Origin of the sequence: Aeromonas sp. ANP5 (assembly GCF_963870295.1) — a bacterium.
GTDB classification, from domain to species: domain Bacteria; phylum Pseudomonadota; class Gammaproteobacteria; order Enterobacterales; family Aeromonadaceae; genus Aeromonas; species Aeromonas veronii.
This window is the reverse complement of the sequence record NZ_CAWMRY010000008.1, coordinates 29,101-47,972: the sequence shown is the minus strand read 5'-3', so window position 1 is coordinate 47,972 and position 18,872 is coordinate 29,101. Positions and strand designations below refer to the sequence as shown.

The following is an 18,872-nucleotide window of genomic DNA, read 5'->3' as shown; positions in this document are numbered from 1 at the left end:
GACCCCTTGATCAGGGTTCGATATAGGGGATGGCGTACTTGTCGTAGAGGGCCTTGAGGCTGCCGTTGCGCTTCATGCGTAGCAGTTCGGCATCGTAGGCCGCCATCAGGGCGGGGGTCTGTGCATCCGCTCGTGCGCGGGCCCAGGTGTTGAAGTAGGGGCTGCTCTTGAGCGGTTTGGGCAGGTAATCGATCTTTCCCGTCAGCCCCTCCTCCTTGATCTGGGTGAAGGCGGTGACAAGCGGCATGGGCACGGTATCGATGCGTCCGGCCAGCAGTTTGCGCAGTTGCAGCTGGTTCATGGTGATCTCCTGGAACTGATAGGCCGGGTCGGTCATCGCCACTGCCAGTTCAGGGGTGTAGGAGAAATCCTTGGTCACGCCGATGCGCCAGGGTTTGAGATCGGCCAGCGTTTCGTAGCGGATCTTCATCAGGTCCGCCTTGCGCACGAAGAAGTGCCAGCTGTGGCGAAGATGGGCCTGTTGGGGATAGATGAGATAACTCTCCCGCTCTGCCTTGTAGGAGTGGGTCATCACCAGATCGCAGGCGCCGGTTTCGGCATTGCGGGTGAGGCGGGCACCGGAGTCGGCCAGCTCGATCCGAAAGGGCGTCTCCAGCTTGTCGAAGATGGCGGTGACGATGTCGATATCGAGTCCGCGGGGTTTCTGATCGGCATCGAGATACTTGAGCGGGGGCTCCATGGTGCCGCAGATCACCAGCTCTTTGGCGGGCAATCCGAGTGGAAACAGCAACCAAAACAGGGGGATCACACGCAAACTACGTCTCCTGAGCCCGTTTGAAGATATTCCAAGACCTGATTCCAGTATATTGGATGGCACCTGATCCGTTAGAAGCGACTGTTTATGGCAAATCCTGAAATCGAGAGCCCGCTGGACGGGATCGACAAGTTGACCGTCTCGCTCTACCGCCTTGGCTTGAGTGCGGCAGCCTTGTTGCTGCTTTGCCGCGGTGCGGCGCTGCTGAGCGGGATGGCACTGCTCCCGTCGGCACAATGGTTGATGTCACTTGCAGTGGCAAGCGCAATCTGCGGCTTCTCGCTGCATATCTACGACAAGCGGATTCGCCTGATTCTGCAGGGGTTTGGTTGGGGCGCACTGGCCCTGGCTGCGGTAGGGGCGCCGGATGCGCTGGTGCTGGGAGCTGCGTTGGCGACCCTCTCCGGGCTGGCGTTCAAGGAGCAGTTTTGCTTCGCCATTCCCGGCATCAAGCTGGTGCCCATTTTGTTGCCGGCGTTATGGCTGCTGGAGTGGTTGCGGGTGGAGTGGGCCGCCGCATTGGTGGCGCTGGTCTGCGGCGCCCTGTTGACCTTGCTGGCGCTGGCCAAGTGGCGGATGCCCCTGCACTTCGATATCGGTGACAAGGGGCGTTACCAGATCTAGGTCTGCTGGCACACCTTCATATGCTGGTTGAGGGCTTGCATCACCTGACGGCGGCTGATGATGCCGATCACCTTGCCCTGTTGCAGCACCGGGTAGATCTTGGGCTTGGCATCGGCCATCTGGCGAGCCAGCTCCAGAATGCTCTCATCCGGCCCGACCGAGAGGGGCGAGCGGTTCATCAGATCCTCCACCCGGGTGCGGGTATCGCAGTGGTAGCTGCCGGTGAGCAGGCTGGGGATGCAGTCTTGTTCGGAAAGAAAGCCGATCAGCCGTTTCTGCTCATCCAGCACCGGCAGGCCGCCAAGACCCGATTGATGCAGGCGATCCAGCGCTTCTGCCAGGCCGAGTCCGGCAGTGAGGGAGTGGGTCAGGCGACCCATGTGGTGGTGTACTTTCAGCATGGCGGTGACTCCGCAAGAGGGGGATACCGCCACTATGACGCGGGTGGGTGGCCCGCGACCAATGGCTTGTGCCGCAGGGATTGATAGGCACAAGCCATCGGCGGTGATCCGCTGGCAGGCGGGCTTCGTTCATGCAAGACCATGAAAGGGAAAGGAGATCGTATGCGTGCATTGGTTACGGGCTGCGGCCGTCGACTCGGATTTTATCTCTGTGAACAGCTGGTGGCAGCGGGCTGGCAGGTGACGGGCAGTTATCGCAGCGAGCGGCCGGAGCTGGCCACGCTGGCGGCACTGGGGGTCGAGCTGGTGCAGGCGGATTTTGGTCGGGAAGAGGACGTTGGCAAGCTGATCGATGTGCTGGCTGCCCATCAGGATCTGGCGCTGGTGATCCACAATGCTTCGGCCTTCGAGCCGCAGGCAACTGATCCGGCGGCGCAACTGGCCCAGTTCGAGCAGTTCTACCGGGTACACATGGCGGCCCCCTTCCAGCTCAACCGGGCGCTGGCCCCCCGGCTGGCCAGCAATCCCAACGCCAGCATCATTCATATCACCGATATCTATATTCATGCCCCGGCCCCCCGTTTTGCCAGCTATGTGGCCACCAAGGCGGGAGCCCATTCGCTGGCCATGAGTTTTGCACGGGAGCTGGCGCCTGCGGTGCGAGTCAACACCATAGAGCCGGGCCCCATTCTGTTTCTCGACGAGCATGACGAGGCATGGCGCCAGCAGGTGTTGGCGAAAACACCGCTGGCGCGGGAGGGGGGACTTGAGCCCATCTGGCAGGCGGTGCAGTTACTGATGGGGAACAGTTATATGACGGGGGCCTGCATCAAGGTAGATGGCGGGCGCGCGCTGGCCACTCTCTGAAGATTTGCCAAGCACCAGCGGCTCCAGCCCGACCTGCCGGGTCAGCAAGCCCTTGCCGGGTTTGAGCTTGCCCGACGGGGCGGGGAGCGTCACTTGCAGCGCCACCTTGGGGTCATGCACCTCGCCATGGCCATAGAGCTCGGCCAGCAGCTCCGCCAGATAGGAATCGACCTCTGCCGAGGCAAAGTCACCGCTCCTGTTGCTGGCCAGAATATCGATGTCGAGCGGCCGATCGTGCACCTTGCAGAGCGGATCGTTGCGATCCCGGCCGTGCGCCACCTCGAGGGTGACAAAGTGCTGCTTGAGGCGGGTGGCATCGAGCGGGCTCTCCACCACCAGCAGGCAGTTGAGAAAGTCGTGGCTGGAGTGCATTCCCACCGGCTTGGTGCGGATCACCGAACTCAGCCGCAGGGGGCCGACGTTCGCAAACAGCTCGGCCAGCACCCGGCTGACATGGATGTGCGGGTCAAGATTGGAACCAATGCTACACAGATAGAACATGCTCACCTTCCCTGGGTTGGGCTCATCTGAAATGTATACGCAGCTCACGGTTATCGGATTAACTATGGCTTAACATTGTCTTATCTATTGTGATCCGGCACTGATTGGCAGAAAGGAGGTTTGCATGAGTGTGGAGCTGAAATGGGCGCTGTTGACCGCCTCGGGCGCGCTGGCGATGATCATGATTATCTGTCTGGCCTCTGTCGCGTTGGCGTGAATCACCACAATCCAGATAATACAAACCGGCCTGTTGGCCGGTTTTGTTTTTTGGGGCGGTGCGGCTATGCTGGCGCACCGGTGAGAATGCAAGAGAAGAGATGATGACCAAGGTTCGCCCACGCTCCCTGCTGCAGGTGGTATTGATGGGATTTGTGCTGGTGTTGATGCCGCTGGGCGGCATGATCTGGCACAACAGCACCTCCCTTGCCCACCTCAGTCAGCTCACCAGCGACGAGATGGAGCGGGCGGTCAAGGATACCCGCCGCGCTACCCTGCTGACGGCGCAAGCCATCGATATCGAACGCACCTTGCGCCGTTTCGCGGTGCTGGGGGATCGCCGCAGTCTCACCAGCTACCAGCAGCAACTCGACGGGTATCGGGTGTTGCTGGCGGAACACCGCAACTCCATCACCGACGGCCAGCTCTACAGCGGGCTCGATCAGGGGCTGGCCTGGCTCGATAGCCTGCAGGATGCCGCGTTGGCCCGGGCGGCGGCAGCGGGGGACAAGCTCGAGCAGTTCAACGATGCTAACAAGCAGCTCGAAATAGTTACCCGCAGCCGGGTTGACGAACACATGGATCGGGTGCAGTTCACCATCGCCGGACTGACCAGCGAGCTCTGGTGGGTGAGCGGTGCGGTGGCGGCGCTCAGCCTGCTGATGGTCTTTATCTTCACCTACCTCATCATCCACCCGGTACGACAGATTGAGTCGCGCATCTTGAGTCTGGGTGCCGGGGTCGAACCCGATCCCAAGCCGGTTGACGGCCCTGCCGAGCTGGTATTGCTGGGGGAGCGGATCGTCTGGCTGTACGACAAACTCAAGGAGCTGGAGCTGCAGAAATACCAGTTCCTGCGCCATGTTTCCCACGAGCTCAAGACCCCGCTGGCGGTGCTGCGGGAGGGGACGGATCTGCTCTGCGAGCAGCTGGTCGGGCCTTTGACGCCGGATCAGCTGGAGATCTGCCAGATGCTCGACGAGAACAGTCGGCGTTTGCAGACCCTGATCGAGCGGCTGCTCGACTTCAACCGGCTCAGTCAGCAGGAGGCCTTCGAACTGGAGCCCGTCCCCCTGCTGCCGATGTTGTCGGAACTTTCTGCCGAGTACCGGCTGGCATTGGAGTCCAAGCAGATCCGTGTACACTTGCCGACCGTGCCGGTTACCCTGTGGGCGGAGCCCTACCGGCTACGACTGATCCTCGATAACCTCTTCTCCAACGCCGTCAGTTACGGCGCCAGCGGAGGCAATATCTGGATCAGGGCAGGGCAGGATGAACAGATAAGCTGGCTGGAAGTGGCCAACGAGGGGCCCAAGATCCCCGTGGCCGATCAGCAACGCATTTTTGAACCCTTCGAGCAGGGCAGCACTGTGCGGCAAGGTCTCTTGAAAGGCTCGGGCATGGGCCTCTCCATCGCCCGCGAGTCTGCCAACAGCCTGGGGGGGGAACTGGTTCTGGTAGAGGATGAACAGGCGGATGTCTGTTTCAGGTTGACGTTGAAATGAGGACTATGAAGATACAACGCGTATTTCCAGCTCTGATGGCAGGGCTGCTCGCGGGTTGCTCCTTGCTGCCGCAACAGGCAGAGCGGGAGTCCTCCGATATCGCTTTTGCCAAGCGGATGGAGTTTGCCAACAAGGAGATGCAGGTGCGTCTGCAATACTCCGACTGGCTGCTGGCCAGTCACCCCCAGCAACGGGTGCAGGAGCGTCAGCGTCTGAAAGGGGCTGACGATCTGGAGAGCCGGGTCAGTCTGGCCATGGTGGACTCCCACCCCGCCGAATCGGTGGCCAATCGCACCGCCGGTCTGGCGCGCCTGAAGCAGATGTTGCCCGAACTGGGTCTCGATGCGCAGGCCTTTTTACGTAGCTGGATCGCCCTCGGCGAGCAGCTGCTGGCCCGCGACAGCCGTCGCGATGACCAGAGTCAGGAGATCCAGCGGCTGCGCCGCCAGATCGAGCAGCTGACCGCTATCGACGACCAGCTCAACCAGCGCAAGCTGAACGAGAATCGTGAGGTAATACCATGAGCCGGATCCTGTTGGTGGATGACGACGTCAGCTTGCTCAAACTGATGAGCATGCGGCTGCGCAGTCAGGGTTATGAAGTGGATACCGCCGACAGTGCGGAAGGGGCCCTCGACCGGTTGCGTCAGCAACGGGCTGATCTGGTGCTGAGCGATCTGCGGATGGCTGGCATGGACGGTCTGGCGCTGTTCGAGCGGATCCAAGCCCAGTGGCTGGGGTTGCCGGTGATCATCATGACCGCCCACGGCACCATCCCGGACGCCATTCAGGCGACCCGCTCCGGGGTCTTCAGCTTTCTGACCAAACCCATCAACAAGGATGAGCTGTTCGCCACCATCGAACATGCGTTGAGTCTGACGCGGCCGAAACAGCAGCAGGAGTGGCAGTCGCTGATCCTGACCCGCAATCCCCAGCTGGAACAGCTGCTGATCCAAGCCCATAGCATTGCGACCATGGAGGTGCCGGTGCTGATCATGGGGCCGTCAGGCTCCGGCAAGGGGGCGATGGCGCAGGCGCTGCATCAGGCCAGCCAGCGGCGCGACAAGCCGCTTCATACCATCAACTGTGCCGCCATTCCGTGGGCGTCACTCGACCTGCAGCTGTTTGGTGAAGATGGACAGTCCGGTCTGTTCGAGCAGGCCAAGGGGGCGACCCTGTTTCTCGACGAGATTGGCAGCCTCTCCGAATCCCTGCAGGCCAAGCTGCTGCAGGTGATGGAGGAGTATGGTCAGGGCACGCCGGAGGTGCGGGTACTCAGCTCCAGCCATCAGGATCTGGTCAAGGCGATGGAGGAGGGGCGCTTTCGGGAAGATCTCTTCTACCGTCTCAACGTCGCCAATATCACCTTGCCGTCTCTCAGTGCCCGCAGTGAGGATATCCCCCTGCTGGCCCGTCAGGCGCTCGATGACTACCGCAGCCGCCACAGCGACTGCGCCGCCATGGGTTTTTCGCCCGAGTCGCTGGCGATGCTGGCGGCCGCTGCCTGGCCTGGCAACGTGCGCCAGCTCTGCAACGTGGTGGAGCAGCTCGCCAGCCTCTGTTGCAGCCCGGTGATCGGGGTCTCCATGGTGGAGTCCGCCCTGAGCGGCGGTGGCGGCGGCATCCCCTCGTTCAACGAGGCGCGGGCCGAATTCGAGAAGGAGTATCTGATCCGTTTGCTGCGCACCACCGAGGGCAACGTGACCCTGGCGGCCAACATGGCGGGCAGAAACCGTACCGATTTCTACAAGTTATTGAATCGGCACGGCATTGAAGCAGCAAACTTCAAATCGAAGGGATAAATCAGGCGGGATCAACCACCGCCGGAGCGGCATCGGCTTTTTGAGTTTTATGGGAGAGCCAGAGGCCGCTCGCCTTCATCAGGTAACCGAACAAGGCGCCAATGATGAGGGAGGGCAGGATCAGCCGCCACTCGCCAGCCGCCCCGAAGGTGGCACAGCAACCGGCAAAGGTGCCGGGAATGTAGCCGAGCCACTGCTGCTTGGCCTGTACGCACATCAGGGTTGCGACCACCCCCGTCATCACATAACCCGCCACACCCGCTCCCCACAGACTGTCGCCATGGATCAGCAGCAGTGCCCACAGCATGCCACTGGTGTTGCAGAAGATGGTCTGCAGCAGCGCCTTGTAGCCACCGCTTGACGCGAAATAGCTGGTGCAGCCGAGAAAGCCGACCCAGGAGATAAGGCCGAACGCGACGGCAATCCAGCCCCAGACGGCGGAGAGAATTCCAGTGGTGATGGCGATGGCGATCAGTGGGCTCATGGGGCGACTCTTCAGTTGGCTTCGCAAAATGGGCAGCCTACCCCCGGCAATCGGGGCGGCAAGCGGGGGCCGAATTGTGTGTGATCTTCATCACCCTTTTCAACTCAGGAATACGCTTGCGCTCGCGAAAAAAATTCATTGGTGACCGGCCTGACAGTCGGCCATAGTTAGAGGCCCTGTCCTGCTCATGGAGTGAGTCTGATGGCGCCAAATGTGATCGTTCCCCTTCTGGTGTTCGTAGTCCTGTTTCTGGTCGGCACCATGGCCAAGGCACTGCCCCTGCACCACATGATGTAAATTTGTGTGAAATAAAAATCTGCCGGGGCGGGTCTTATCCATACTGCCTCACTCAGCCCCGGGAGTTTTTCATGTTGATCAAGCGTCGTACCGCCCACCCCCTTACCGAACAGGATGTCACCCCGGAAGCCGTCTATCAGGACCGCCGCCTTATTCTCAAAGGGCTGGGTCTGGGCGCAGCCACCCTGGCATTTCCCACTCAGGCCGGTGTACTCGATCTGCTGCGCGGTAAAGAGGATGCTCCCCAATTAGCCACTAGGCCGATCAACAGCAAGCCTGCGGAGCGCTCGGCCAATCTGGTGCTGACACCGGAAGAGAAGGCAACCAGTTACAACAACTTCTATGAGCTCGGAACCGACAAGTCCGACCCGGCTCGCAACGGCCATTACCTCAAGCCCGAACCCTGGACCCTCAAGGTGGAGGGGGAGGTGGCCAAGCCCTTTACCCTCGATGTGTGGGACCTCATCAACAAGAGCGAGCTGGAGGAGCGGATCTACCGACTGCGCTGTGTCGAAGCCTGGTCCATGGTGCTGCCCTGGAATGGCATCTCGCTGGCGGAGATTATCCGCCGTGCCGAGCCCACCAGTCGCGCCAAGTTTGTTGCCTTCGAAACCCTGTTTGATCCGAAACAGCTGCCGGGGCAGGCCTCCAGTTTGGGGGGCGGCATCGAGTATCCCTACGTCGAAGGGCTGCGTATCGACGAGGCGATACACCCTCTCTCTTTCCTTGCGATGGGGCTCTACGGCAAGACCCTGCCCGCCCAGAATGGCGCGCCGATCCGGTTGGTAGTGCCGTGGAAGTACGGCTTCAAGAGCATCAAGAGCATCGTCTCGATCCGGCTGGTGGAGGAGATGCCGCCGACCACCTGGAATCTGCTGGCTCCCAACGAATATGGCTTCTACGCCAACGTCAATCCGCAGGTGGATCATCCGCGCTGGAGTCAGGCCAGCGAGCGCTTTATCGGCGAGGGCGGGGTGTTTGGCGCCAAGCGTCAGCCGACCCTGATGTTCAATGGCTATGGTGACGAAGTCGCCTCGCTCTATCAGGGGATGGATCTGCGCCAATGGTACTGAGATTGAAACCAACCCATATCAGCGGCTTGCGGGCGCTGGTGCATCTGGGCTCCTTGGGTTTCCTGCTCTGGCTGGTTTTTGCCATTCCGGCAGGTCTGCTGGGGGGCGATCCGGTGCCCGAGCTTATCCACTACCTTGGCAAGGGGGCGCTCAATCTGCTGCTGCTCACCCTGCTGGTGTCGCCGCTGGCCAAGCGCTGGCGGCAGGGGCAGCTCATCAAGCTGCGCCGCCCCCTCGGGCTCTGGTGTTTTGCCTGGGCGCTGCTCCACTTCATGGCGTGGCTGGGGCTGGATCTGCAGTTTGACTGGGGCCTGATTGGCGGCGAGCTGGTCAAGCGCAGCTACATAGTGGTGGGGATGGTGGCATTGCTGCTGCTGGCCGCCCTCAGCATCACTTCGCTGCCCGCATTGCAGCGCCGCATGGGCGCCGCATGGCAGAAGCTGCACAACTGGGTCTATGCCATCGCCTTGCTGGTGCCGGTGCACTACTGGTGGTCGCTCAAGAGTGGTTGGGGGGAGCCCCTCATCTACCTGCTGCTGTCCTGCGCCCTGCTCTGGCCGAGACGGGAGAAACTGCTGCGCCCCATGCGGGGGCGCTGGAATGCAAAAGAGGCCTAATCGGCCTCTTGTTGTTTGATCTCGCCAGTGTAGGCATCGACGATGAGATGCACCTTCTGATCCTGGCGATTGAGGGTTTTGACCTCGAATTTGTCCCCTTCCAGCTCCACTTCCCGAATGTCGTGATACCCTTGCGCCAGCAGGAGTTTGACCAGCCCGGCCATGTCGAGACGGCTCTGGGCCGCCCAGCTTGTGGCACTCAACAGGCAAAGGATCAGCAGGAAACTGCGCGGGATCATATTCATTCCGGATTCATGGCTGGCAGACTATAAACGCCATTATGTTAGGTTTTTGGAGATGAATCATCCATGAATAGAGCGCTCCCTCTGCTTGGGTTATTGCTGCCGTTGCTGGCACAGGCGGTCACGCCTGATGAAGCCATGCTGCAGCAAGCTGTCCATGAGGGACGGGTTCGGCCCTTCCATGAAATGATGGAGATGGCGGCCAGATTGCCGGTGCGGGTGTTGCGGGTGGATCTGGGGGAAGAGGATGGTATCTGGCTCTATGAACTGCGAGTCATCGATCGGGAAAACAGCGTGATCAAGGTAGCCTATCGGGCCGACAACCTTGAGCTGGTGTGGGCCAAGGGCCACCATCTGGAGCGGCTGTTCGAACCGCCAAAGCCCCCGGTCGAGGATGATGAATAACCCCTGTGTGGAAGCCTGTTCATGCGAATTCTGATTGTTGAAGACGAAAAAATTCTGGCTGGCCAGCTGGCCGAACAGCTGCGCCTCTCCGGCTTTGTCACCGACCTCTGCCACGATGGCAACGAGGCCGGTTTCCTCGGTGAGACCGAACCCTATGACGCCATCATTCTCGACCTCGGCCTGCCGGGGCGCGATGGCCTGAGCGTGCTGAAAGAGTGGCGCAGCAAGGGGATCGATACCCCTGTGCTGGTGCTGACCGCCCGTGGTCAGCTGCACGAGAAGATCGAGGGGCTCAACGCCGGTGCCGATGACTACCTTACCAAGCCGTTCCAGGTGGCCGAGCTGGTAGCGCGGGTCCATGCGCTGGTGCGCCGGGCGGCGGGTAACGCCAGCTCCATTCTGGAGATTGGCGGAGTGCGGCTCGACATGGCGGCGTCGCAGGTGTGGTACGAAGGGACTCCCATCAAACTGACCGCCCACGAGTTCCGCGTGCTGGGTTATCTGATGCAGCACCGGGGCAAGGTGGTATCGCGCAGCGAGCTGATCGACCACATCTATGCTCAGGATTTTGACCGTGACTCCAATACCGTGGAGGTGTTCATCGGCCGGATCCGCAAGAAAACCAATCCAGACCTGATTGAAACAGTGCGCGGCCTCGGGTACCGGATCAACGAATGAGGCTGGTCAGAACCCTGCGGGGGCGACTGGTCGCCATCGCGCTGGTGTGGTGCGGGCTGTTTCTGTTCGCCACCGGTTTCAGTCTGCAGACCATGATGCGCAACTACTGGCAGGAGGCGGAGGCCGACGGCCTTCGCCTGCAGCTTTATGATCTGCTCTCCCGGCTGGAAGTGGCCAAAACCGGCCTGCCGGTGGTCACCGGCTCCCTCTCCGATCCCCGCTTCAATCAACCCTACTCCGGCTACTATTGGCAGCTGGAGTTGGGCCGCGATGTGGTGGGGCGCTCCCGTTCCCTATGGGATACCAACCTGAAGAGCGATGGCCTCAAGTCGGCGTTTGGCGATCCCGACCTCTTCGTCGGCAAGGGGCCCAACAAGGAGCCGCTGCTGATCATGACCCGTACCGTGCTGCTGCCAGGTTCTGATCGGGTCTTCACTCTGGTGATGGCCAAGGACAGCAGCGCCCTGACCCAAACCCTCAACAAGACCCGCATCAGCCTGTTCCTCGGCCTCGGCTTTGCCGCCGCCGGTCTGGTGCTCGGCTTCATGTTCCAGATCGTCTACGGCTTGCGGCCGCTGCACCTGCTGCGCCGTGAACTGGGGCGGGTTCACGAGGGTCATCAGGAGGGGTTCCGGTTGCGCTATCCGCTGGAGATCCAGCCGCTGGTGGAGGATATCAACCGGCTGCTGCACCACTACGGCGAGCTGCTGCAGCGGGCGCGATCCCACACCGGCAATCTGGCCCACGCCCTCAAGACGCCGCTAAGCATCATGCGCAATCAGGTGGCCCAGTTGCCGCCGGAGGATCAGGCCACCATCGGCGAGCAGCTCGACCAGATCCAGCGCCATATCGATTACCACCTCGGCAAGGCGCGGGTGACTGGCGCAGCCAAGATCCTCGGGGTCTCGACCCCGGTGCGGGCGCGGGTGGAGTATATCTGCCGCGCCTTCTCCCGCCTCTATCCGGGCAAGACGGTGGACCTGCAGGTGCCCGCCAATCTGGCGGTCGGGGTGGAGGAGCAGGATTTCGACGAGATGGTGGGCAACCTGCTGGAGAACGCCTTCAAGTGGTCTGCCAGCGAGCTGCGCATCTCCAGCGCCGAGCTGGGGGGCTGGATCACCTTGCGTATCGAGGATGACGGCCCTGGCATGAGCGAGGATCAGATTGCCAAGGCGGTGCTGCGCGGGGTGCGGCTCGACGAGAAGGTGCCGGGCTCGGGCCTGGGCCTCAATATCGTCTCCGATCTGGCGGAAGCCTATCGGGGCAGTTTCATCATGGGCCGTGCCGAACTGGGCGGTCTGGCCGCCTCCCTCTCGTTGCCCAAGGTGGCAAGAGTCGAGAGCTAGGCATAACATATGGCATTTGTTTTAGCCTGAGGAAGAGAAGCATGACCGACGATCCGTGGGCACTGTGTCACCTTGACGATTCGTTTGATGCCTCTGTGCTGGGGGTCAAGGGCGCCCAGATCCAGTGGTTTGAAGACAGGGATGGCCTGATCGCGTTCCTTCTGGAAGATTTTGTCGACTTGCTGGCCGATGTGGGCGAGCTGGACGAGGAGCAGACCGAGCAGGCGCGCGAGCGCTTCACCCTGCTGGTGGAGCAGAGCTTTGACGATCGCACCCTGATGGATGCCATCAACGATCTCGCCTCCGGCCTGCGCCGCATCGCCTGGTTGGGGCCGCTCTCGGAGCTGGCCGAGATCAGCGACGAGTTTGCCTCCGGTCTGCGCCGCTACTTCTGGAGCCAGTACGACGGGGATGAAGATGACCCGGACGCCTGGGTGCCGGAAGAGCTGTGGCCGCAGCTGGTTGAATGCGCGCAGGAGTATATGGAGGAAGGGGAGTTCTAAACCCGTCCCGACCATGCCTGCGCTTTGGCAGACAGATAAAGAAACGGCGCCTTGATGGCGCCGTTTTTATTGGGTGGCAATCGCCTTAGCCGTTGGCCGGTACCGCGTGGGCGGTGTTGGCCAGCACAGGGCCTGTGTACTTCTCGATCTGCAGCTGGGCCATGTGGCCGCAGTTGCCTTGCGCCAGACTGGACGAGCCCTCGTCGAAGGTGAGGCAGTTGACGTTGCCGTTTTTGCAGATGCTGCCCGCTTCGCCCGGCTTGGCCGGGTCATACCAGCCCCCTTCGCAGATCCGCACCACGCCTTGGCGCACATCTTCGGAGAGCAGGGCGCCCACCAGGATCTGGCCGCGCTCGTTGAAGGCACGCACCAGATCCCCCTGGGCGATGCCGCGAGCCTTGGCGTCGGCGGGATGGATCATGATCGCCTCGCGGTCTGCGATGGCGAACTTGTCCCGCAGCGGGGTGTTGTCGAGCTGGGAGTGCAGCCGCTGGGTCGGGTGGGAGGTGTTGAGGGACAGCGGATAGCGCGCCGCCACCTCGCTCTGCACCCACTCCTTGGGCTCATACCACTTGGGATGGCCGGCACAGTCGGCATAACCCATCCCCGCCACCGTGTTGGAGAAGATCTCGATCTTGCCGGACGGGGTGCCGAGCGGGTTGAGCAGCGGGTTCTCGCGAAAATCGGCGTGACGGATCCACTGGCGGTTGGCCTCGGGGATCGGGAAGCGGATGTAGTTGTTGGACTCCCAGAACATGTTGAACGGCGGCAGCGCCACGCGGGCGCCGCGGGCCTGCGCCGCCATGCCGTCGTACATCTGCTTGAGCCACAGCATCTCGTCTTTGCCTTCGGTGTACTGCTCCTGCACGCCCAGCTTGGCGGCGATGGCGCTGAAGATATCGAAGTCATTGCGGGACTCGTGCTGGGGCGGCACGCACTGGTGCATCGGGAACACATAGCGCTGGGAGTAGTCGCCCCCCATCTCCAGATCATTGCGCTCGTAGCTGGTGGTGACCGGCAGCACGATATCGGCGTGCTTGGCAGTCGCCGTCCAGTAGGGCTCGTGCACGATCACGGTCTGCGGCTTGCGCCACGCCTGCAGCAGGTTGTTGGTGTCCTGATGGTGGTGGAAGGGGTTGCCGCCCGCCACGTAGACCAGCTTGATGTCCGGATAGGTCACCTTGCGGCCGTTGAAGTCGATGGTCTTGCCCGGGTTGGCGAGACAGTCGGCGATGCGGGCCACCGGGATCGGGGCCGGGCTGTTCTTCGGTGCATTGCCGGCGGAGATCCCCGCGAGAATGCCGCCCTTGGCAGTGGGGCTGCCACCGGAGGAGTAGTGGTAGCTGAAGCCGTAGCCGCCGCCCGGCAGGCCGATCTGGCCCAGCATGGAGGCCAGCGTCACCAGCATCCAGTTCGGCTGTTCGCCGTGCTGCTGACGCTGCATCCCCCAACCGGCCATGATCATGGTGCGTTTGGCGGCCATGTCGAGAGCCAGCTGGCGGATCACCTTGGCATCGACGCCGCAGACGGTGCTCGCCCATTCGGCGCTCTTCGGTTGGCCGTCATCCTTGCCGAGCAGGTAGTTCAGGAACTTGTCGAAGCCGACGGTGTAGCGATCGAGGAAAGCCTGATCGTGCTTCTTCTCGCTGTAGAGGGTGTGGGCCACCCCCAGCATCATGGCCACATCGGTGTAGGCGTTCGGCGCAATCCACTCGGCGCCGACCAGCTTGGCGGTTTCGTTGTAGATGGGGTCGATGCTGATGACGCGGGTGCCCTTCTCCTTGAGGGCCATAAAGCCGGCCTGACCTTCGTGATCCGGCATATTCCAGCTGTTCTTCAGGGTCACTTGAGCGTTGACCCCCCACAGCACCACCAGTTCGGCGTTCTCTACCACGTTGGGCCAGGCGGTCTGCTGCTCGTACACCTCGATGGAGCCCATCACGTGGGACATGATCACCTGAGCCGCGCCGGTGGAGTAGTCACCGGCATAACCGGTAAAGCCGCCGGAGAGGTTCATCAGGCGGTGCAGCAGGGTGCGGCTGTTGTGGAACATGCCGACGCTCTTCCAGCCGTAGGAACCGGCGTGGATCGCCTGCGGGCCGAAGTCACTCTGCACCCGCTGGATTTCACCGGCCACCAGTTCGATCGCCTTGTCCCAGCTCACTCGCACCCACTCGTCGGCACCGCGTAGCTCGGGTTTGGCGCCCGGGCCGTGCTCCAGCCAACTCTTGCGTACCATGGGGTACTTGATGCGGTTCTTGGCGTGCACCTGGAACGGCGCCATGTCGATGAGATCGTTTGGCGACGGATCATCGGCCACCGGCTGAACGCGCACCATGCGGCCATCCTCGACGAGCGCCTCGAAAGCCCCCCAGTGGGCGCCGGTCAGAATGCCCTTCTGGGCGGGCACCAGAGTCGGGAATTGGCTCAATGCGGTGCTGATGGCTTGCGCCAGCGCACTCTTGGGAAAAATGCCGCCGAGCAGGGGCAGGGCTGCGCAGGCGCCGAGCCCCTTGAGCAGGTTGCGGCGGGACAGATTGGTCTTCTTGTCATTGAAAAAAGTCATAACGGTTTTCCTCTGTGCCAGCCTTAGTGGGCCGCGCTCATGTCACTGGCGTGTTTCTGGACATACTGGGTCAACATGCGAGCCTGTTCCGGGGTCAGGGAGGTACGAGATTCCATCCCCTTGATGACGCCGATCCACTGGTTGGCATTAAAGTGATCCAGCGCGGTGAGGCCGTGGCAGCCGGTACAGTTGTTGGACATCAGGGTGGAGGCGTATTGCCACAGCTTGCCCTGATCGCCGATAAGCTGGCTCTGGTCGACCCAGGCGGTCAGCTTGACCTGATGCCAGGTGAGGTTGGTGGCGCTGTCGGTTTCGCTCTGGCCGGTGACCAGCGCTTTCTTGGCGGCATCGCCGACCAGTACGCTAAGGATCCGTTTGCCCGGTGCGGCGTAGAATACTTCGCTCACACCATCCTGTTGCCAGCCTTCGATCTGCACCTTGGCGCGGCCATTTTCGTTGGCCAGCACTTCCACCTTGGTGGAGGGCATCAGGGTACCTTCGTCGGTCTTGGCTTCAGCATCAAGGAACAGCGGGGTGGTGGCGATGGCGTAGCGGGTGGTGACATTGGCCGGGGTCTGGGCCGCAGCCTGCGCCAGCTCGCTGGCACCGGCGGCAGCCAGACCGCTCATGTCAGGCATGATGTGGGCGACACCGCGGTGGCAGTCGATACAGGTCTGGCCTTCCTTGATGGCGACCGGGTGCTCGGCACGGGCATTGGGGCGCTGGGCCAGAATGTCCATCGCCTCGTAGCTGTGGCAGCTGCGGCAGGTGGCGGAGTCGTTGGCTTTCAGCTCGTCCCAGACGGATTGGGCCATCCGCAGCTTGTGGGCTTCATATTTCTCAGGCGTGTCGAGCGTGCCGATCGCCTCGTGATAGATATCCTTCACGGCGCGGATCTTGGTCCACAGGTAGGAGGTGGGGTCGCCCGGGATGTGGCAGTCGGCGCACTCGGCGCGGATCCCCTTGGTGTTCTGGAAGTGGACACTGCCCTGATACTCGGCGAGCGGAGTCTGCATGGAGTGGCAGGAGACGCAGAATTCGGTGGAGCTGGTCTTGTGCAGCACGGTTACGGTGACTCCCAGTGCCGCGACACCCAGCAGGGCCCCGAGCAGCAGGAGCCAGAACCAGGTTTTTCTTATCAGTTTTCCAATCATGGCGGCGTTTTCCTACGGTCAATAATTACCTACATAGTACTAGTCCAATAGTAGTAGTAATGATAGGGATAAGGCGTTGACCTCCATCATGGTTTATATTTTTGATTGTTGTCACATTTTGTCTTTTGTTTTGTTATTGACAGATTTGTCGAATTAAATTCAGTTGTTTTCTGTTTTATCTATTTGTGCACTTTCCGCGACAGCTGTTAGCCCCCTCGCAAAACCCCACAAGATTCGCTGATATAGTGAGCAGTGAGCCTCAACGGAGTGTCGCTGATGAGCCCTTTCTCACTGCTGTGTGTCGCCGCCAAAGTGCAACTGCTGGCCGAATTCGAACAGGAGTTGGCTCCGCTGCTCGGCCATTTCGCGTTGGTGGTGGTGGTCGGTCAGGGGTCGGCGGAGCTGGCCTTGGACGAGCTGGATCGCAAGGGGCAGCCACCCGCCGTGGTGGTGTGTGACAGCGAGCTGGGGGATGGGAGAGGGGCCGATTTTCTGATCAGCCTCGGCAGTCGTCACGAGGCGTGCCGCAAGATCCTGCTGGGCAGCCAGCCGGAGATGAAATCAATCATCGAGGCGGTCAACCTCGGTCGTCTCGACTACTACCTGCAACGCCCCTGGCGCGATGGCAGCCTGCGCCGGGCGGTGATCGAGCAGGCGAGCCACTTTGTATTGCAGCGTCCCGAGGCGGATCTGCTGAGCTATGCCGCCGTGCTCGACAACCAGAAGCTGCTGCGAGCCCATGTCGATCGCCAGTTGGCAGCCTATCGGCAGGGCTTTATGGATTACACCCACTGCAGCGATGAAGAGCTGTCGCGGGTGGTGATCGACGGTCTCTACCAGTTTTTCGAGGGCAATGACGAGGAGCGGGTCTGCCGCCACTACAGCCCGGGCCATGTGCTGACCCGCGAGGGGGAGCCCAACAGCTTCCTCTGGTTTATCGCCAAGGGGGAGGTGGTGCTGCGCAAGCGGGACGAGCAGGGGATCGATCAGGAGGTGGTGCACTACCGTACCGGCTCGCTGGTGGGGGGCATGTCCTTTGTGACTGGCGAACCCGCCTTCACCACCGGCGTGACCCTGACCGGTGCCGAGGTGATCAAGCTCGACAAGCTGCAATTCTCCCGGGTGATGCAGGCGCGCAGCGAACTGCTCCCCTCCTTTACCAACCTGCTGCTGCGCCACTTCAACCGTCGCCTGCAAAACAGCATCCGCACCGAGATGCGGCTGCAACAGACCCTCAACTCCCTTGATGCCGCTCACGCCCAGCTGGTGGAGAGCGAAAAAATGGCGATGCTGGGTCAGTTGGTAGCCGGTGTCGCCCACGAGCTGAACAATCCGGTGGCGGCCATTATCCGTGGCAGCGAGACCCTGCGGGCCGCCATCCCCGATCTGGTCAATCTCGAGCTGCCACCCCCCATCAAGGGGTTGGGCAACCAGACCCTCTGTCAGGCGCTCTCCTCCCAGCCGGTCTCGACCAGCGAGATCCGTGACAAGACCCGGCAGGCGGAGGGGCGCTTTGGCGATCGTCAGCAGGCGCGGCTGGCGGTGCAGATGAATCTGGATGACGAGCTGAACTGGCAGCGCTGGTTTGCCAGCCGCACTGCCGACGAGCGGGAGGCGCTGCTCTCCCGGCTGGAGCTGTTCCAGCAGACCGGCAGCTTCCTGCGCAATATCGAAGTGTGTGCCCGTCGCATCGGCGATCTGGTCAAGAGCCTCAAGCAGTATGCCCGGCAGGATCGGGCCGAGCCCTCGCTGGTAGACCTGCACGAGGGGCTGGAAGATACCCTGATGATTTTCGAAAACCGCCTCAAGCATCATGAGCTTTGCAAGGAGTACCAGCCGTTGCCGCTGGTACGCTGTCACCCTATCGCCCTGCAACAGGTGTGGACCAACCTGATCGCCAACAGTCTGGATGCCATGAGCGGCCCGGGGCGACTCACCATTCGCACCGGGTTGCTGGATCCCGAGTGGGTCATGGTAGAGATAGAGGATAGCGGTTGCGGCATCGAACCCGAGTTGTGGCAGCGGATCTTCGATCTCAACTTCACCACCAAGCGGGAGGGACATTTCGGCCTCGGGATTGGTCTGAGCGTTTCGCTGCAGATAGTTCAGCAGCACCACGGCCGGATCGAGGTGGCCTCCGAACCGGGCCGTTACACCCGGATGCGGGTCTGTCTGCCGCTGGACGGCATGGGGCAGGCCGGTTACGGGGGCGAACCTCAAAACAACAAGGAGCATGCGGCCTGAGCCGTCGCCAGCATCAATCGCGCGGCGTGCCAAACCATGTCGCCAAGGAGGAGCAATGAACAAACACTATCTGATCCTGTGTGTGGACGATGAGCGGGAGGTGCTGGATGCGGTGATCCACGATCTCGCCCCGTTCCGTTCCCACTTCGAGCTGGAGGCTGCCGAGAGTGTCGATGAGGCGCGAGCGGTGGTGGAGGAGTGGGAGCGCGACGGTAACAAGCTGGCGCTGATCCTCTGTGACCACATCATGCCGGGAACCCTGGGGGTCGATTTTCTGGTGGAGCTGAACCGGCGAGCCTCCACCCGTGCCAGCCGCAAATTGCTGCTGACCGGACAAGCGGGGCTGGAGGCCACCGTCGAAGCGGTCAATCGCGGCGGGTTGCACTACTACCTCGCCAAGCCGTGGAAGCTGGAGACCCTGCAAGAGGCGGTGCGCGAACAGCTGACCGACTACCTGCTGGCGGAAGATGGCGAAAATGCCTTCCACTATGCGCCGCTGCTCAATCAGGCGCGGCTGTTTGCCGCCATCCACGATCACCCGTTCGACGAGTAGGGGCAGTTGGGCTTTCGTGG

At 61.7% G+C, this 18,872-nt stretch carries 21 protein-coding genes; 14 read left to right on the top strand and 7 right to left on the bottom strand.

Annotation, left to right across the window (positions count from 1 at the left end):
- Positions 1-10 precede the first annotated feature (10 nt).
- On the bottom strand, positions 11-775 hold the full coding sequence (locus AACT07_RS06630; protein ID WP_069526978.1) for a substrate-binding periplasmic protein: 765 nt from the start codon (positions 773-775) through the stop codon (positions 11-13).
- Between the two features lie 87 nt (positions 776-862).
- Here AACT07_RS06630 and AACT07_RS06625 point away from each other — a divergent pair, with 87 nt between their 5' ends.
- Positions 863-1,399: a DUF2301 domain-containing membrane protein gene (locus AACT07_RS06625; protein ID WP_047440355.1), complete on the top strand. Its 537-nt coding sequence runs from the start codon at positions 863-865 to the stop codon at positions 1,397-1,399.
- On the opposite strand, the gene AACT07_RS06620 is transcribed toward AACT07_RS06625, so the two are convergent.
- Entirely contained in the window at positions 1,396-1,800 is a 405-nt protein-coding gene (locus AACT07_RS06620; RefSeq protein ID WP_069526977.1) for a CBS domain-containing protein, read from the bottom strand. The two genes, AACT07_RS06625 and AACT07_RS06620, sit on opposite strands and share 4 nt — an antisense overlap.
- Before the next feature lie 162 nt (positions 1,801-1,962).
- Between AACT07_RS06620 and AACT07_RS06615 the strand changes: the two genes are divergently transcribed.
- Positions 1,963-2,667, top strand: coding sequence for an SDR family oxidoreductase (locus AACT07_RS06615; RefSeq protein ID WP_069526976.1), 705 nt, complete (start codon positions 1,963-1,965; stop codon positions 2,665-2,667).
- On the opposite strand, the gene AACT07_RS06610 is transcribed toward AACT07_RS06615, so the two are convergent.
- Positions 2,593-3,168: a 2-amino-4-hydroxy-6-hydroxymethyldihydropteridine diphosphokinase gene (locus tag AACT07_RS06610; RefSeq protein ID WP_069526975.1), complete on the bottom strand. Its 576-nt coding sequence runs from the start codon at positions 3,166-3,168 to the stop codon at positions 2,593-2,595. The two genes, AACT07_RS06615 and AACT07_RS06610, sit on opposite strands and share 75 nt — an antisense overlap.
- 124 nt (positions 3,169-3,292) lie before the next feature.
- Here AACT07_RS06610 and cydH point away from each other — a divergent pair, with 124 nt between their 5' ends.
- From cydH to AACT07_RS06590, 4 genes are all read left to right on the top strand, one after another.
- Positions 3,293-3,385 (top strand): cytochrome bd-I oxidase subunit CydH, encoded by a 93-nt coding sequence (cydH, locus tag AACT07_RS06605; RefSeq protein WP_005339800.1) that lies wholly within the window; start codon positions 3,293-3,295, stop codon positions 3,383-3,385.
- 103 nt (positions 3,386-3,488) lie between these two features.
- The gene (locus tag AACT07_RS06600) at positions 3,489-4,889 is read left to right on the top strand and encodes a sensor histidine kinase (protein ID WP_069527025.1); all 1,401 of its coding nucleotides are present in this window, start codon (positions 3,489-3,491) and stop codon (positions 4,887-4,889) included.
- Positions 4,886-5,413: a hypothetical protein gene (locus AACT07_RS06595; protein ID WP_005356347.1), complete on the top strand. Its 528-nt coding sequence runs from the start codon at positions 4,886-4,888 to the stop codon at positions 5,411-5,413. Before AACT07_RS06600 ends, AACT07_RS06595 begins: the two co-directional genes overlap by 4 nt.
- A complete protein-coding gene (locus AACT07_RS06590) occupies positions 5,410-6,690 on the top strand; it encodes a sigma 54-interacting transcriptional regulator (RefSeq protein ID WP_005339807.1) in 1,281 nt (426 codons plus the stop codon). The genes AACT07_RS06595 and AACT07_RS06590 overlap by 4 nt, the downstream gene beginning before the upstream one ends.
- Position 6,691: 1 nt before the next feature.
- On the opposite strand, the gene AACT07_RS06585 is transcribed toward AACT07_RS06590, so the two are convergent.
- On the bottom strand, positions 6,692-7,174 hold the full coding sequence (locus AACT07_RS06585; protein ID WP_005339809.1) for a DUF1097 domain-containing protein: 483 nt from the start codon (positions 7,172-7,174) through the stop codon (positions 6,692-6,694).
- 368 nt (positions 7,175-7,542) lie between these two features.
- On the opposite strand from AACT07_RS06585, the gene msrP reads away from it, so the two are divergent.
- Both msrP and msrQ read left to right on the top strand, forming a co-directional pair.
- Positions 7,543-8,544 (top strand): protein-methionine-sulfoxide reductase catalytic subunit MsrP, encoded by a 1,002-nt coding sequence (gene msrP / locus AACT07_RS06580; protein WP_069526974.1) that lies wholly within the window; start codon positions 7,543-7,545, stop codon positions 8,542-8,544.
- A complete protein-coding gene (gene msrQ / locus AACT07_RS06575) occupies positions 8,535-9,161 on the top strand; it encodes a protein-methionine-sulfoxide reductase heme-binding subunit MsrQ (RefSeq protein ID WP_069526973.1) in 627 nt (208 codons plus the stop codon). Before msrP ends, msrQ begins: the two co-directional genes overlap by 10 nt.
- Here the strand turns inward: msrQ and AACT07_RS06570 are convergent.
- Positions 9,158-9,406 carry a PepSY domain-containing protein gene (locus AACT07_RS06570; protein WP_013724184.1) on the bottom strand — a complete coding sequence of 83 codons (249 nt, stop codon included), beginning with the start codon at positions 9,404-9,406 and terminating at the stop codon, positions 9,158-9,160. The two genes, msrQ and AACT07_RS06570, sit on opposite strands and share 4 nt — an antisense overlap.
- Positions 9,407-9,469: 63 nt before the next feature.
- Between AACT07_RS06570 and AACT07_RS06565 the strand changes: the two genes are divergently transcribed.
- Genes AACT07_RS06565 through AACT07_RS06550 form a run of 4 tightly spaced genes read left to right on the top strand, consistent with a single transcriptional unit; the run spans position 9,470 to position 12,335 of the window.
- Positions 9,470-9,808, top strand: a complete 339-nt coding sequence (locus AACT07_RS06565) for a PepSY domain-containing protein (protein WP_069526972.1) — start codon at positions 9,470-9,472, stop codon at positions 9,806-9,808.
- Positions 9,809-9,829: 21 nt separating this feature from the next.
- On the top strand, positions 9,830-10,486 hold the full coding sequence (locus AACT07_RS06560; protein WP_005339826.1) for a response regulator transcription factor: 657 nt from the start codon (positions 9,830-9,832) through the stop codon (positions 10,484-10,486).
- Positions 10,483-11,832 (top strand): sensor histidine kinase, encoded by a 1,350-nt coding sequence (locus tag AACT07_RS06555; RefSeq protein ID WP_069526971.1) that lies wholly within the window; start codon positions 10,483-10,485, stop codon positions 11,830-11,832. The genes AACT07_RS06560 and AACT07_RS06555 overlap by 4 nt, the downstream gene beginning before the upstream one ends.
- A gap of 41 nt (positions 11,833-11,873) precedes the next feature.
- Positions 11,874-12,335, top strand: coding sequence for a hypothetical protein (locus AACT07_RS06550; RefSeq protein ID WP_005339830.1), 462 nt, complete (start codon positions 11,874-11,876; stop codon positions 12,333-12,335).
- A gap of 85 nt (positions 12,336-12,420) precedes the next feature.
- Here the strand turns inward: AACT07_RS06550 and torA are convergent, their stop codons facing one another.
- Both torA and AACT07_RS06540 read right to left on the bottom strand, forming a co-directional pair.
- Positions 12,421-14,901, bottom strand: coding sequence for a trimethylamine-N-oxide reductase TorA (gene torA, locus AACT07_RS06545; RefSeq protein ID WP_069526970.1), 2,481 nt, complete (start codon positions 14,899-14,901; stop codon positions 12,421-12,423).
- Positions 14,902-14,924: 23 nt separating this feature from the next.
- Positions 14,925-16,055: a NapC/NirT family cytochrome c gene (locus AACT07_RS06540; RefSeq protein WP_069526969.1), complete on the bottom strand. Its 1,131-nt coding sequence runs from the start codon at positions 16,053-16,055 to the stop codon at positions 14,925-14,927.
- Between the two features lie 276 nt (positions 16,056-16,331).
- Here AACT07_RS06540 and AACT07_RS06535 point away from each other — a divergent pair, with 276 nt between their 5' ends.
- Together AACT07_RS06535 and AACT07_RS06530 are read left to right on the top strand one after the other, a co-directional pair.
- Positions 16,332-18,299: an ATP-binding protein gene (locus AACT07_RS06535; RefSeq protein ID WP_069526968.1), complete on the top strand. Its 1,968-nt coding sequence runs from the start codon at positions 16,332-16,334 to the stop codon at positions 18,297-18,299.
- 55 nt (positions 18,300-18,354) lie between these two features.
- Positions 18,355-18,852: a response regulator gene (locus AACT07_RS06530; protein ID WP_005341867.1), complete on the top strand. Its 498-nt coding sequence runs from the start codon at positions 18,355-18,357 to the stop codon at positions 18,850-18,852.
- Positions 18,853-18,872 lie beyond the last annotated feature (20 nt).